General features: G+C 65.7%; 13 protein-coding genes. 6 read left to right on the plus strand and 7 right to left on the minus strand.

Going from position 1 to position 14,010, the window contains the following annotated elements:
• Positions 1-43: 43 nt before the first annotated feature.
• Positions 44-748 carry a 7-carboxy-7-deazaguanine synthase QueE gene (locus tag LV75_RS02280; protein WP_253884896.1) on the minus strand — a complete coding sequence of 235 codons (705 nt, stop codon included), beginning with the start codon at positions 746-748 and terminating at the stop codon, positions 44-46.
• Positions 745-1,419 carry a 6-carboxytetrahydropterin synthase gene (locus LV75_RS02285; RefSeq protein WP_253884897.1) on the minus strand — a complete coding sequence of 225 codons (675 nt, stop codon included), beginning with the start codon at positions 1,417-1,419 and terminating at the stop codon, positions 745-747. The genes LV75_RS02280 and LV75_RS02285 overlap by 4 nt, the downstream gene beginning before the upstream one ends.
• Positions 1,420-1,645: 226 nt before the next feature.
• Here LV75_RS02285 and LV75_RS02290 point away from each other — a divergent pair, with 226 nt between their 5' ends.
• Both LV75_RS02290 and LV75_RS02295 read left to right on the plus strand, forming a co-directional pair.
• A complete protein-coding gene (locus LV75_RS02290; protein ID WP_253884898.1) occupies positions 1,646-2,179 on the plus strand; it encodes a GntR family transcriptional regulator in 534 nt (177 codons plus the stop codon).
• Positions 2,180-2,209: 30 nt separating this feature from the next.
• The gene (locus tag LV75_RS02295; RefSeq protein ID WP_253884899.1) at positions 2,210-2,935 is read left to right on the plus strand and encodes a GntR family transcriptional regulator; all 726 of its coding nucleotides are present in this window, start codon (positions 2,210-2,212) and stop codon (positions 2,933-2,935) included.
• A gap of 7 nt (positions 2,936-2,942) precedes the next feature.
• Here LV75_RS02295 and LV75_RS02300 read toward each other — a convergent pair whose 3' ends face one another.
• Complete coding sequence (locus LV75_RS02300) at positions 2,943-4,301, minus strand: helix-turn-helix domain-containing protein (RefSeq protein ID WP_253884900.1); 1,359 nt, start codon at positions 4,299-4,301, stop codon at positions 2,943-2,945.
• Between the two features lie 303 nt (positions 4,302-4,604).
• Between LV75_RS02300 and LV75_RS02305 the strand changes: the two genes are divergently transcribed.
• Positions 4,605-4,946 carry a hypothetical protein gene (locus tag LV75_RS02305; protein WP_253884901.1) on the plus strand — a complete coding sequence of 114 codons (342 nt, stop codon included), beginning with the start codon at positions 4,605-4,607 and terminating at the stop codon, positions 4,944-4,946.
• Positions 4,947-5,483: 537 nt separating this feature from the next.
• Positions 5,484-6,527 (plus strand): DUF4238 domain-containing protein, encoded by a 1,044-nt coding sequence (locus tag LV75_RS02310; RefSeq protein ID WP_253884902.1) that lies wholly within the window; start codon positions 5,484-5,486, stop codon positions 6,525-6,527.
• Between the two features lie 46 nt (positions 6,528-6,573).
• Here LV75_RS02310 and LV75_RS02315 read toward each other — a convergent pair whose 3' ends face one another.
• Genes LV75_RS02315 through LV75_RS02330 form a run of 4 tightly spaced genes read right to left on the minus strand, consistent with a single transcriptional unit; the run spans position 6,574 to position 11,075 of the window.
• Positions 6,574-7,443 (minus strand): hypothetical protein, encoded by an 870-nt coding sequence (locus LV75_RS02315; protein ID WP_253884903.1) that lies wholly within the window; start codon positions 7,441-7,443, stop codon positions 6,574-6,576.
• Positions 7,440-7,646 (minus strand): hypothetical protein, encoded by a 207-nt coding sequence (locus LV75_RS02320; protein ID WP_253884904.1) that lies wholly within the window; start codon positions 7,644-7,646, stop codon positions 7,440-7,442. The genes LV75_RS02315 and LV75_RS02320 overlap by 4 nt, the downstream gene beginning before the upstream one ends.
• A gap of 40 nt (positions 7,647-7,686) precedes the next feature.
• A complete protein-coding gene (locus LV75_RS02325) occupies positions 7,687-9,666 on the minus strand; it encodes a hypothetical protein (RefSeq protein WP_253884905.1) in 1,980 nt (659 codons plus the stop codon).
• A complete protein-coding gene (locus LV75_RS02330; protein ID WP_253884906.1) occupies positions 9,663-11,075 on the minus strand; it encodes an AbiJ-related protein in 1,413 nt (470 codons plus the stop codon). Before LV75_RS02330 ends, LV75_RS02325 begins: the two co-directional genes overlap by 4 nt.
• A gap of 623 nt (positions 11,076-11,698) precedes the next feature.
• On the opposite strand from LV75_RS02330, the gene LV75_RS02335 reads away from it, so the two are divergent.
• Positions 11,699-12,364, plus strand: coding sequence for a TIR domain-containing protein (locus tag LV75_RS02335; RefSeq protein WP_253884907.1), 666 nt, complete (start codon positions 11,699-11,701; stop codon positions 12,362-12,364).
• Positions 12,361-14,010, plus strand: a complete 1,650-nt coding sequence (locus tag LV75_RS02340) for a tyrosine-protein kinase family protein (RefSeq protein ID WP_253884908.1) — start codon at positions 12,361-12,363, stop codon at positions 14,008-14,010. The genes LV75_RS02335 and LV75_RS02340 overlap by 4 nt, the downstream gene beginning before the upstream one ends.

Genomic DNA, 14,010 nt, shown 5'->3' on the forward strand with positions numbered 1-14,010 from the left:
GAAAGGTGTTGCTGGTGCTGGGAACTGCGCGATCAGTTCGGGGTCAGCGGGCGCCGGTCAGGATGTGCAGGCGCGTGGAGACGTTCCAGCCGCGGGCAGCCGCGGGGCCGTAGAGCGCGTCCATACCGGCGAGAACAGCTTCGCGAGTCGTTCCCTCCGGCATCGCCCACACCGGTGCCAGGTGGTACTCCTCAACCAGCTTGGTGATCTCGTCGATGTCGTTGGCGGGGTCAGCGACGACGAACTTGAACACCGCGCGGCTTGTGGCGGCGAGCGCTCCGAGCGCCAAGGGCTTGATCCGGGCTGAGTAGTCCATGCCGGAGTTGGCGAGCTTGGGGCTCACCACCCACAGGTCGATCCGATCGGCTAGCTCCGGGACCGGCTCCACCGTGCCGTTGGTCTCGATCTGCACCCGCACGCCCGGCAGTTCGCCGGCAAGCGCGGCGATGGCGGGCTGCTGAAGCATCGGCTCGCCACCGGTGATCACCACCAGATCGACGGCACGTTCACGCACCCAGGACACCAAATCGGCGACAGGCACCCTCTCACTGACCTCGGAAGGCTTGTACCGGCTCCAGTCCCACGTCTCCGGGGTGTCGCAGAACCCGCACTTGAGGTTGCAGCGGGAGAACCGGATGAACACACAACGCTGCCCGGTCAACGGGCCTTCACCCTGGAACGACTCGAACTTCTCCGCGAGGATCGCCGTCCCCTCGGCACGTCCAGGCAGAAGGGGCAGAACGCTCATAGCGTGTCGCCCCGCTCCCACCGCTCGGTCCCGGCACCGGAGGCGATCTGTACGGACGCGAGGCGACCGTGGATCGTCTGCTCGACGTTGTCGAGGAACCACCTGGCCATGGCGGAAGCAGTGGGAAACGGGTCGGCGCCGACCTGGCGTGCCCGCAGGTACGTCCTGAACGGCTTCAGGTCACCGAAATCGGTGACGAAACCGAACTCGTCGAACTCGTCGGCACCCAGGATCAGCGTGATCTCGTCCTGGCCGAAGTCGAGGGTCTTCGAGATGGTCACCGTGTCGGTCGCGCTGTCCCAGCGGGCCGAGGTGGACGGGGTTTCCGAGACCGCCATCGCGACCAAGGTGATCGGTGCGGCCGTTTCGACGTGGGTACGGACCCATCCGACCAGGTGGTGGACGAGCAGTTCGCTCGTCGGATGGAAGGAGACCTGGTCGTTGATCAGGCGGTGGTCGAAGGTCGACGCCAGGTAGTCCCGGAACGGCGACCAGTCGACCTGGACGTCACCATCGACCTGCGCGGTGACGATGACCGTGTAGTTGTGCCCGTGGTTGCGTCGGCACTTGTGGCCCTCCGGTAGCAGCCTCAGCTCGTGGCTTGCGCTGAAGCCGAACGACTGCGTGATGGTGACCTGCCCAGCGGCTAACACTTCATGAGTGGTCTTCATGTACCCCTCCAGTCGACCTTGCGGGATGACCGCCTGCGGTGTTGGTGGCGGCCTGCGGCCCGAACCTGGCCGGTGACGAGCTGTAGCGATCCGGCTACCAGTCAACCTTACTGCGATATCCGAAAGGTAGCAAGATTGCGACTGGGTCGGACGTGGCCTTGCTGCCCTACGACTAAGGTCGACAGGTGTAAGCACCCGTCGACCGCGAGACCCGAGGAGGCGAGCGATGGCCGATACGAGACCGTGGACGAGCGTGTCGATGCCGTATGTGAGCGGCCACCGCGGTGACGCGTGGGCCGCCGAGGCGGCCGAACACGGCGGTTCGGGCACGCAGAAGCTGCTGGGCGTCGACGAGGTGGCCGCCCCGGCGATGGTCGCCGACATGCTCGGCGTCGAGCCTGGCGAGCGAGTGATCGCCCGCCGCCGCGTGATGTTCTTCGACGACCACCCAGTCGAGCTGACCGACTCCTACTACCCGCTGCCCATCGCCCGCGGCACCAAGCTGGCCGAACCGCGCAAGATCCGCGGCGGCGCCGTGGCCCTCTTGGTCGACCTTGGCCACCCGCCCCGGCGGCTCCGCGAGGATGTCAGCGCCCGGTTGGCCACCCCGGACGAGCAGGCCGTGCTGCACCTGGACGCCCCGGCCTGCGTGCTGCTGCTCGCCCGAGTCCTGCTGACCGACGACGATCGACCCGTTGAAGCGAGCGTGATGACGATGATCGCCGACGGGCGGCGGCTGCGCTACGAGCTGACACCATGACTGCGGCGACAACGATTCCGGGAGCCGGTCTTGCCTCCCACTCGTGACCCACGGCCACGCCATCAGCAGATCGCCGCGGAGATCCGCGACCTGATCATGCGCGGCGAACTGGTGCCCGGCGAGCGCCTACCCTCCACCTCGCAACTCGTCGAACGCTACGGCGCGGCCAACGCCACCATCCAACACGCGCTCAAAGCGCTGAAAGACGAAGGGTTTCTCGACAGCCACGTCGGCAAGGGCGTCTTCGTCCGCGACCGCCAACCCTTCGTCATCGACGCCGCGGCCTACATCACCCCCGAGCCGGGCCGCTTCCGCTACAGGCTGCTCTCCGTCGACACCGTCGTCCCGCCCAAGGACATCGCCGACGGCCTCCAGTTGGCTCCCGAGGGCACTGTGGTCGTCCGCACCAGGCTGTTGCTGCACGACGGGCAACCGGTGGAACTGTCCATGTCGTACTACCCCGGCGAGATCGCCGCGGGCACGAGCCTGGCCCAGGCCACGAAGATCCGCGGCGGCGCTCCTCGGGTGCTGGCCGACCTCGGCCACCCGCAGCACCATTTCGTCGACCGGATCTCCGCTCGACCACCCACGACCGAGGAGATCGAGGCACTGGACCTGCCGGACGGAACGCCCGTCATCCGGCAGTTGCGCGTCATCTACAGCCACCAGGATCGGCCGGTCGAAGCCTCCACCCTGATCAAGGGCGCCCACCTGTACGAGCTGCTGTACCGGCAGGACGCGGCGAACGCGCTGTGAGCCTTGGTCAGACCTGGATTTGGAGTGTTCGTCGCACTCGCTGGGCAAGGTCACGCACCCCAGGTGTCTTCCGGTGTGCGCGGGCGGCGTCGGCGAGGCGTTTGAGGGCGTCGTTGACTCGGTCGGAGCGGACGGCGCCGACGGAAGCGAGGGCGTCGTTGCCGAGAACTACGGCTTCGTGTGGGTCGTCGCAGGCCATCATCAGGGCGGCGAGATTGGCTTTGGCCAGTGCTTTGCCGCGGGAGTGGCCATCAGGGAAGCGGGCGATAGCGGTTTCGAGTCGCTGACGGGCTTGGTCGTGGCCGCCGCCGTTGAGGGCCAGGAAGAACAGCGCGCGTCCGGCGTCGCGGTCGAGATGAGCCTGGCTGTAGTGCGCCAGCCAAGTCGGTTCATCCTCGGGCGCAGCGTTGGCGAACAGGTCTTCAGCCTTGGCGACGGCAGTGCGGCAGTCCTCGGCACGCGACGCGCCGATCAGCCCCAGCGCGCGGGCGTGGCGGGTGTAGATCATCGCGCCGACCTTGGGGGTCAGTCGGTCAGCCCGTACCAGTGCTTCCTCGGCAAAGCTGAGAGCACGATCCTTGTGGTCAAGGTCGACTGATTCGTGATCGAGGTGGACAGAGAGGTTCGCGAGGCCGGAGAGTGCTTTGGCGCGCATAGCCCAGTCGCCGGATTCGGTGGCGCATCCGACGCCGAATCGGAAGGCTCGTTCGGCCTGGGGATGCAGGCCCGCGTCGAAGCACACGCCCGCGGCGGTGTCGGCGAGTTCGGCGACGGCGGAGAACCAGTCGCCGCGTACGCGGGAGTCGGCGAACGGACTGTCAGTGAGTTCCGCGGTCGCGGCGAGTTGGGTGATGACGGCTCGGGAGGCGAGCTGCCCGCCGTACTGGTGGTCTTGGCTGGCGAACATGCGAGCGAGTTCGCGTACCTGGTCGACGTCGGCTTGCCCGATCTGTCGTCCGTTGCCCGCCGCAGCTCGGGCTGCGAACTCGCCGAGAGGATCGGCGAAGGTCAGGCCAGCCACTGATCCGGCCAGCACCCGGAGGAACGCCTGCCGCTCCACGTCGTCCCCTCCTTCGAGGTAGCGAGGGCCTGTCATCTCCACGGTAACCGCGCGGGAGCGGGTGCTGAAGAAGCCGAGGTCACGGTCCGTGGCGATGCTCAGGACGGCGCGGAAGGCGGCCCGGTAGCCCTTGTTCGGCCAACGGTGAACGCCGCGTTCGAGCTTGCTGATGTAGTCGGCATCCATCGCGCCGGGCTTGTTCGTCGCCGTCTGGACCTGGGCGTTCGCTCGCTCGGCCAGTTGCTCCTGGGTCAGGTCCGCGGCCTCCCGTGCCGCGCGCAACCGGTCGTTCGGGGTGGGTGTCACCGGTCCTCGATCCGTGTTCGCCGCTGCGCTCAGTGTAACCGGCGGCAGGGCGCTGACCTGGTGATCTTGTCCAATCCTCCGAGTAATCCTCCGGGTGAGCGGCGGCTGAACGACCGGGCTCGCCTGCGGCCCTGACCTGCCCCCTGGGCTCTGTTCCACCGCTGATGATCCAGAGCGAAGCTCGGTGCACGGCACCCCGCGCCGGATGACGCGCTGGTGGGAACCCCCAACCTCGCCAGCGCCGCGTGTCTCCGGCGTGGGGTGTCACCCACCGGAGCCAGTGGACGCGGAGCACCCAGCATCGTGAACAAGCACATCACCACAGCGGATGCCCTGCGCCGTTTTCCCGAACTTGTCCATCTCCTGTCCATACGTGAAGCCGGGTGGAACTTCCACCTCCTGGAGGAGAACGACGAACTGGTCGCTGTCGCCGCCAGCTACAGCAACCAACAGTTCACCGACGCGATCTTCGTCTTCGATCGCACGCACATCCTGGCCAACCGCTTGCTGGACGACGGCGTCGTCTGGATGAAGGAAGGTAACGACATCCAGGAGATCGTCCAGGACGTTCTCGACCTCCCCGCTCCAGGGGAACCCGGCGCACCGTCTCTGGTAATCCGCTCCAGCGCGATGTGGATTCCGTGATGACCGCAGGTAGGCACACAGCGGGGTCGGGCAGGGTCTCGGTCGCCGAGCTGGTGGCGCGTGCGGTCGCGGCAGGCCGAGAACTGCGACCCCGACGGCGTGAAGCCGATGCTGCGACCGGCGGCCAGATGACGCACGGAGAAGACTTGGACTGGCCTACCGCTGTACTCCCTCGTGTCACTGGCGAGCCCAGCGATGGGGCAATCGCAACCAATCGTCCTGGACAGGAACGTCCACGTCAGGTTGCTCGACGCCCGCGGAATACAGTCATTCCCGACCCGGGTCGGCCAGTGTGGATTCAGCGCGACCCGGCCTTGTTGCAGCAGGTGCTGGACGGGTTGCGGCGACTGGCTTAGGTCGGAAAGCGGTAGGTCGGCAGCGGTTCCGTCAGCCATGACTCCTCGAAGGCCACTCCGGTGACGCGTTCCACCGCGGCGAGGCTGGCGGACTTGAGCGCTTATAAACCCAGCGATCTGGCCTTCGTCGCCCCTGTGCGCAGCCGATGAGCTTGGGCGATGAGTTCGCTAGCCTGAACGCATGTCACCGGTCGCGCGCAGGCATCACACCGTGCCGAGGTTCTACCTCGATGCGTTTGCCAGAGACGGTCAGATCGGAACTGTGGAGCTGCCCGGGGTCAAGCGCTTCGTCCAGTCCGTTCGGTACGCGGCCACCATGAACAACTTCTACTCCCTGGACACTCCAGACCCGGGAGACTCGGACACGTTCGAGGCGGCCCTCGGTGCGTTCGAGGGTGTGGTGGCTCCGATCATTCGCAGTGTGGTGCAGGAAGACACCTGGCCACTACCTCCCGAGCAACGGCGCGCCCTGGCCGAGTTCGCTGTCGTGCAGCACCTACGGGGTCCCGATCAGCGGCGGGCGATGGAGCAGATCATGGCCGCGACGACGAAGATCGAACTAAGTATCGCAGGAAGGGAACACCTGTTTGGCTATGCAAGAGAGCACCTGGGCCGCGAAGTCAGCGAAGCCGAAGCGGACATGCTCTGGGAACAGGTCATCAGCCCGACCGGTCCTCCGATCACCCTCTCGCCGCGGGGGCACATCGAGCAGATCATCGAGGCGGTGCCCGACTTCACCAAGTACATCCTGGGTCGCCCGTGGGTGCTGGTTCGGTTCGATCGCAAGAAACTGTTCACCTGTGACACCCCGGTGGCGCTCCTCCCCGACCCTCAGAGCCCTCCGGTCCAGGGCATTGGCCTGATCAATGCCTGGAGCCTCACTCTGCCCCTCGCCCGGTCAGTCGGCCTCATGATGATCGATCCGATTCCCTTCGTCGACCACCTGCGCTTCGAGGATGTCGCTCAAGGCCAAGCCGATACCCGCGAACCGCCGACTTCACGGCTCGCGAACATGTTCAACCACGCAACGGCCCGCAATGCCCGGCGCTGGATCTTCCACCACCCAGATGACAGCAGCCTCATCGGCAACGAGCTACCTCCACCTCGCACCACGGAGATCTCGTTTTCCGGTGCCAGCACGGACTTTGTGGACATGGGCGCACGTATACGCGCGAACCGGACCGATGGGCATGGCAACCCGGCGGCTGATGGCGGCCTGCTATAGCGGCTGCGGAGTGCCGTCCTGCGCCAGACACGGACACTCGATCGGATCAAGTCACTAGCCTCAAGCTTGTACACTCCGCAAGCGCAGCGAGACCATCATCGAAAACCAGTGAGTACACTTCTGTGTAGTAGTCATGGCGTTGGTCGAGTCGACTAGATAGCGAGAATTCGCACCTTTTGTCGGCACAGTAGTGGCCAGCCGTCGGCGAGACGCGGAACGGAGTGCCGTGGTTGTCCACGGTACAGGTGTGGACTTGGCCGTCGACCCGGTATTTCACGGACAGGTTGAAGGTGTGTGAGGTCGTGGCCGCATCAAATCGCAACGGTACGGCCAAGTAGCCGCCAGGAAGTACGGCCAGGGTGTGGCGGCCGAAGTACGGTTCGGGATCGTTGCCATTGTCCGCCACGAGGCGTGCTACGGGGATTGCGGTATCGAGGTGGAAAGTGATCGGATTTGGGTTCATCGCCCCGGCCTCCAGCCAGAACGCCACCCCGTCGATGATGGGACCGCGTTGTCGATCGACGACCTGGATGTCGCGCACCGCGACATCGACAGGCCCGGAGTTGTGCAGGCCCAGCATGATCTCAGCGGGGCAGGAGGTGTCAGTCAGTAGGTAGGCCCCCGCGGCCAGTTGCCGTGCGAGCAACTGGTCCATCGCCTCGGTGGTGCCGGGCAGATCCCGGCGCTCCGTCAGTGGTCGAGCTGCGGCGGCCTGGGCCCGCGGGAATGCGTGGAACCATCCGTGGCTCATTCCGTGCAGCGACTCCACACTTACACGAAGCGAATCTCCGGCGCCCTTGTCGGTAGGTGCGGTAGCCGGGTTAACCGTCAGCGGCCCGTGCACATCACCAGCGATCTGCACCGTGATCTGGCCCGGTCCTGGACCATCAACCCGCTGGCTGATCTCGCTGCTCACCAGATCACCCGCGGCTTGCTGGTGCCGCCGGCGAGTCCGGCCTCCACGCCTCGCTCAATGGCCATGATGCGAGTGTAGGAGCTACGTGCTGCGATACTCGACAACATGGCCTGCTGAATTGAGATCGAGCCGACCGGGTGAACGACCATTGTCTCCAACGCTGCGGGACCAAGGGTTGCTGCGCTGATGGCCAGGACGGGCACCGTATGAGGATGAAGCGTAGGGCGAGGCTGTGACGATGGCCTAGCCGCTGGAGCTCAAGTCACTCTGAGCCGCTGCCTCATTGGCACTGTGTGCGCGGTCAAGCAGTGCTACGAGCTTGTCGGTATCAAGCGGCCACTCCAGTACTGTCGCCGCATTGCGAAGCACGTTCAGGGCGGCAATGGCGGCGGCTGAGCTGACGAGGTCGGTCAGTGGTCCGGACGGCTGTTGCACCCGGAACGTCGGGTGGCCGTCGAACAGGTGCATTCCCGCGGTCTGCACTGCTCCGACACTTGTGAGGTCGGCCAGCAGCATCTCCATGCGAAGGCGCTGGTAGATGGTGCTGGAGCGGGGGTCGGTACTCGCCTCTGGGACCTTGAGGTCAAATCCTGCCGCAGCAGCGAGAACCTCCTGTTGTCGTTCCAAGGAGACGTCGGGATGGTGTTGGTCGACGGAGTCGAGCGCCAGACGCACCGCGATCCCCAAACCTGGACCGGTTGGGTCCGCCATCTCCTTGAATCGTGCGGAGAGGGTGACCAGCGCACGGAGAACTGGTAGTGCTTCGATCGGGTGGCCGAAGTCGATCAGCTTGCTGATGCTGTGGAAGAAGGCAACGGCTTGTCCGTAGAGCGTGAACGCGAACCGGTGTCCGATCGACCGGTCGGGGAGCAAGCCGTTGGCCAGACTCTCCTCGATCAACAACGCGGTTGCTCGGCGCAGCTGCAATGCAGGCGAGGCTGGCGTCATGCTGACGACCAATCCGTCGTCGGTCAGGTTGATCGGTGCTTGTCCGTCGACGGGCCTGCCGTGCACCTCGATGCGGTCGAGTTGGAAGCCAATGTCCGGATGGACGAGCAAGGTCATCTGTTCCCGGTGGTTCATCTCGACCGCTCGGCCATCGATTGCCGACTCGATCCCGGTGGTCCAGTGCAGTCGTGGGTACATCTCGCCTTCTGGGGCGGGGTCGGCGGCCGTGCCGATCAGACGACCGCGGATCACCTTGCGCAGCGATTGCACGTCCAGCGGTGTGGTGGCCAGGAGGCGTGTGGCGGTGTCCTCGGGGACTGCGAGGAGGTCGACGATGGTGCGGCGGATGTGGCCGAATGTGGCGTCGATGACCTGGTTCGCGTGCGTCGCCACCTTGTCCAAGTCCCACATGCCGTGTTCGAGTCCGTCGCTGGCGTCCTTGGTCGTCTTGTAGGCGTTGTTGTCTCCGTTGAACACCAGTGCTTCCCTGACCCGTGCCTGTAAAATCTCTTTCCAACGAGGCCGGTCCGGATCATCGGTGACTACCCCGAACTCGTGTGCCAGTTCCTGCTCGGACACTCTGCGAGTAGCCATGGCGTTGCGGATCACCGCCTTGGTCAGGGTTTCGGCGGCGATCCACAGGTGGTTGAGCGCCAACCACTCCCCGCCGAGGTACCAGCGGCGGAGGGCGAGTTCGTAGTGGCGCAACGCTCGGCTGAGCCGGGCGCCGTCCCGTGGCATCGTGCGCAGCGCCAGGCAAGCGGCGACGAGCGAGGGAACGTGGATCACCCTGCCCTGACCCACCACACCACTCTCGTCGGGCAGGTAGGTCTCCACAAACCCCCGCTCGCTGCGCATTGGGGTGCTGTCGAAGGCAAGGTGGACCTCCGGCTCATCCACCTGCACGTTCGCGACGAAGCCCGCCATCGTCACCAGCGGGCGCGCGACCATCGGGAACTTGCCTAGCGCGTCATCCAACGAGTTCGCCCAGCCGCGAACCTCGACGACCAGTTCGCGTGGCAGTCGTTGACCGGCTTCGACCGCCCAGCGCGTGAACATCCGCACCAGCAGGTCCGCTAGGCCCAACTCGGGCACCTTGATCGACAGTTCCCACACCTCGTCGGGCAGGAACTTCGCGGACGACTTGGCCCGCAGTACGACCACATATTCCGCGCGATCTCCGCCGACGCTGGAAGTCGACTCGGTTACCCGATCACCATAGGACGCAGCGCCATCCTCCGGTGAACCAGGCAGAGAAGGATTGGGTTTGGTCACAGGGTGCTCGGCGTGGGTGTCGGCACGGGAACGCGGTAGCAGGTGAACAGGTCGCGGAAGAACGCCTCGACCAGGCCGCGTGCGCGGTGTTCGTCTCGCAGTTCGTCGGCACCGAAGCGGAACACTTCGTAGCCCTTCAGTTTGAGGTCGCGATCTGCCTTCATGTTCGCCGCGTACGCTGCGGGATCCGGATAGCCGCCGGTGGCGTAGTGGTGCTGGCCGTCCACCTCGACCACCACGCGGACACTGTTCGGCAGCAGCAGGAGGAAGTCCATGCGGTGATGGCGGAAGGCTTGTGCACCCCGGGCGCGGACCGTCCGCGGGTCCCAGTGCAGCCAGATCTCGGGAAGCAAGGCAGGTAGGCCCGGGATGCACTTCTCGTAGATGGCGTTGTAGAGGTGGAAGAGCAGCCGTTGGGGGTGGTGGCCCGGGTAGATCGGCGAGTCCTCCGGGAGGCTGGCGAGCAGCCTGGTGTAGAGGGTGCGCTTGGCCTCCTCGTCGGTGTCGTGGCCGCGGGTCTCCCTCCACCAGTCCTGCAAGTCTCGCCAGCGGAGCCCGTCCGAGCCGACCGGGAGGTCGTAGTCGATGAGCCCGTCGGTGTCACCGACGATCTCGATGTCGTTGTCGAGTGCGTCGACGATCCGAAGGTCGGGCTTCCCCAGAGACGCGAACAGCAAGTTCTTCGGCCTGCCCCGGGTCGAGCGGGCCACCACGAGCGTGAACACGGGGTAGCCGCCGCTCTCGCTGGTCTCCCTCAGTTCGAGACCGATGCCGCGCAGGTGCGGCTGGACCGCGGCGACGAACCCGCGCTGAACCTCCTCATCCGGCACGTTGGCCGAGGAGGCCAGACCTTCCAGGAACAACCCGAACCGCCGATCCGACGCCTCGTACGCACCAACCCGGGTGAACAACTCCCCGGCATCCCAGTCGTCATTGCGGCCCATGTGCTGCTCCAGCTCACGGCGCAAGCTCCGGCCGGTACCGAACAGCTCACCGAACGGGTCGCTGTCCAGCACCCACAACCCATCGAGCAACCGCTCCAACCGCCCGAACTCCCGGAACAGTTCGACCCCGCCAAGCGAGCGTGCGATGTCCCGGCGTGCCCGTTCCGGTACGGGAGGATGCCCCTCCAACGCCCAGAGGGCGTCCTGCACCAGGTTCCGTCGGGCGGCATCCATCACACCAAGAGCCAGCACGGTCCGCGCGACACCCGGCAGATCAACATTGGCGACCGCGTCAAAGCTCGCCGTCGCCCTATCGATCTTCTTGTGCTCCGGACCCAGCTCGGGCTCCGGCAAGCCACGAGCAACACAGGCAGCAGGAAGCTCCTTGTGAGACCAGGCGCAGACCTCGCCCGGCAGGTAGCTGAGCACTTCCCGCAGCACCTTGAGCTGGGCAACACTAGACATTGACCAAGTCTGGCAGAGGACACCGACACCCCCGCAGACATCCGGCCTTCACCGTATGTGATCGTGTTCAGCCTAGTCTGAGATGCAGTGCCGAGGTGATCAGATGGGGTTTCCGTGGGGATCGCAACCCGCCGGAACGGGTCGAAACTCGTAGCTGCCCGCAGCAAACGTTGCGCTGACCTGGAGAAGCTCACGTTTCCCCAGGTCAGCGCGCCGTCAGGCAACCTTGACACGGTAGGGGTCACTGGTTCAATCCCAGTATCGCCCACCAGTTACCTACACTGGTGACAAGCCCCGCCCCCTTCATGGGGGCGGGGCTTCAGTGTTTTCCCGGAGCGGTTGAAGCGCGACTCCTATCCGGCCTTCAGTGCGTTATCAATCTGCGCACGCATGCCCTTCATTGGGCACAGGAGTTGGTCAAGGCGGGTGTGGGGTGGCTGATGGAGCACCTCGACTTCGTCCCGGGAGCTGCTTGAGGTGCGGTCGATGCCGCAGGCCAACGGTGCTCAGCCACTATCGCTGTTGTAGCTCGCCACAAGTTGTCCATTTTTTGACCACTATCGCTTCGGCTGTCCTCTTCTACGTCTATTTGCACCTCGCAGAGATTGTCTATCATTTCGCCCGTGACCGGCTACAGGTACGACGTGTTCATCAGCTATAGCCGCAAGGGCTGCGCGCAGCAGTGGCTGCTGAACCACTTCTACGAACGCTTGATCGACTGCCTTCTCGGCGAGATGTCCTATACGCCGAGGGTGTACATGGATCGGTTGTCCATCGCCAAAGGGTCACATTGGCCTTCCGATCTCCAGCAGGCCCTGCTGCACAGCAAGACGATCGTACCGCTGTTCACCCCGCCTTACTTCCGTTCCCCCTGGTGTATGGCGGAGTTCCACAGCATGCGAGAGCGGCAGCAGAAGCTCGGAATCGGCGGGGGACGCATACCCCAGGGGCTGATCTACCCGGTCCTGTACTCGGATTCCGACAACTTCCCGCCTGAGGCCCGTGAGTTCTCCTGGTGGAACTTCAAGGACGTGTCCAACCCGGATCCGGTGTACCAGATGACGCGCGACTACCCCCGCTTCCACGACCGGGTAGCAGAGTTCGCGGCCGACTTGGCGAAAGTGCTGGAACAGGTGCCGCAGTGGGAGCCAGACTGGCCGTTGGTGGTCACCCCCGACCCGGTGCTCATGCCTCCACCGCTGATTCCCAGGTTCGGTGATCCGGCACAACGCGCCCAATCACTCCCGGCTACCGACCTCGATGGCGCCGAGAGGATGGCTGAGGAATGACCGGCACCGTCATCACCTTCTACTCCTACAAGGGTGGGGTTGGACGAAGCTCAACGCTGTCCAACGTCGCGGTGCTGCTGGCGCGGTGGGGCCGCAAGGTGCTGATCGTGGACTGGGACCTCGAGGCGCCCGGGCTGCACCACTACTTCGGCCGACTTCTGCCCACGCCCCCGGAGAGCGGCGTGATCGATCTCGCCAACGACTTCCTCGGCGGCGCGAAGGCCCCTGGCAAGCACATCGTCCCGATCGACATCGGCGAGGGCACCCTTGACCTGTTGGCGGCGGGTGGGCTGGATCCCGCCAATCCCCGCCGCACGCACCCCGCTTACCGCAGCCGCATGCAGCGGATCGACTGGGCGGACCTCTACGCACAGGGTTTCGCGACCTTCTTGGAGCGGTGCCGAGAGGAGTGGACCGACAACTACGACTTCGTGCTGATCGACAGCCGGACCGGGATCTCCGATACGGCGGGCATCTGCACAGCGCACCTGCCGGACCGGCTCGTGGTCGTCTTCACCGCGAACGACCAGAACCTGATGGACGTCGTCGACGTCGCGCAACGCGCTGACATCGCCAGGGACAGGTTGCCGTATGACCGCCCCCCGCACATGGTGTTGCCGGTCCTCTCGAGGTTCGACGGCCGGGTCGAATACCAGCAGGCCGAGGAGTGGCACCGCAGGTGCACCGAAGCCGTCGCGCCGCTGTTCGGCAATTGGCTGGCCACGAGCGTGCCGGAAGAACTGATGCTGCGGCACCTCACGGTCCCGTACGTCTCCTACTGGAGCTTCGGCGAGCAGATCCCGGTCCAGGCGGAGCAGACGCCGTCCCCGGACCAGATCTCGTACGCACTGGAAACGGTGGCGGCGGTGATCGGCCAGCAGTTCGACCGCACCGACCTGCTGGCCGACAACCGGGACGCCTATGTCGCCGCGGCCAGGTCGAGGCGTCGGGAGTTCGACCTCGACCTGCTGGTGTCCAGCCCGCGCTCGGCCCAGGCCGCCGTGACCGAGCTCATCGACGAACTGCGCGCGCTGGGCTTGCGCGCGGACCGGTCACTGTCGGCCAACGTGGAGTTCCTCGACCACCCGCGGGAGCCTGCCAAGCACCTGTGCCTGATGGTCGACGGCGAGGTGAGCCGGTGGCAGACCACGGAGGCCGAACGGTTCCTGCGGCACGCTCTCGACCCCGACGGGGACGAACGGCAACTGTTCTGCGTGCTGACCCACGGCACGGACCGGGCGCAGCTGCCGGGGTTCCTGCGCAACCTGCGACCGCTGGAACTGGCGCCGCGCACCCGACCGGTCGACGTGGCCCGCGAGCTGCACGACCTGATCACCGGGAAGCCGGTTCCGGCGGAGACCCCGGACCGAGAGGTCCTCCACCAAGCGGCGGCCGCTCTCCGCGCGCTACCGGACGAGATGCCTTACGCGGGCCGCTTCGCGCTCGTCGAGCAGGTCGTGCGCGACATGGCCGCCGCGCTGGACCGCGACGAGCTGTCCTTGCTGCGCGACCTCGCCACCGATGTGGAACTGCTGGGCAAGACCCGCACCGACGGCGAGCGGGTCGCGACACCCGCGGGCCTGCGCGCCGCGATCGACGCGCTCCTGGACCGGATCGACCGCCGCGGCCAGGCCTTCACCGACTGA

Origin of the sequence: Actinokineospora diospyrosa (genome assembly GCF_024171925.1) — a bacterium.
Taxonomy (GTDB): Bacteria; Actinomycetota; Actinomycetes; order Mycobacteriales; family Pseudonocardiaceae; genus Actinokineospora; species Actinokineospora diospyrosa.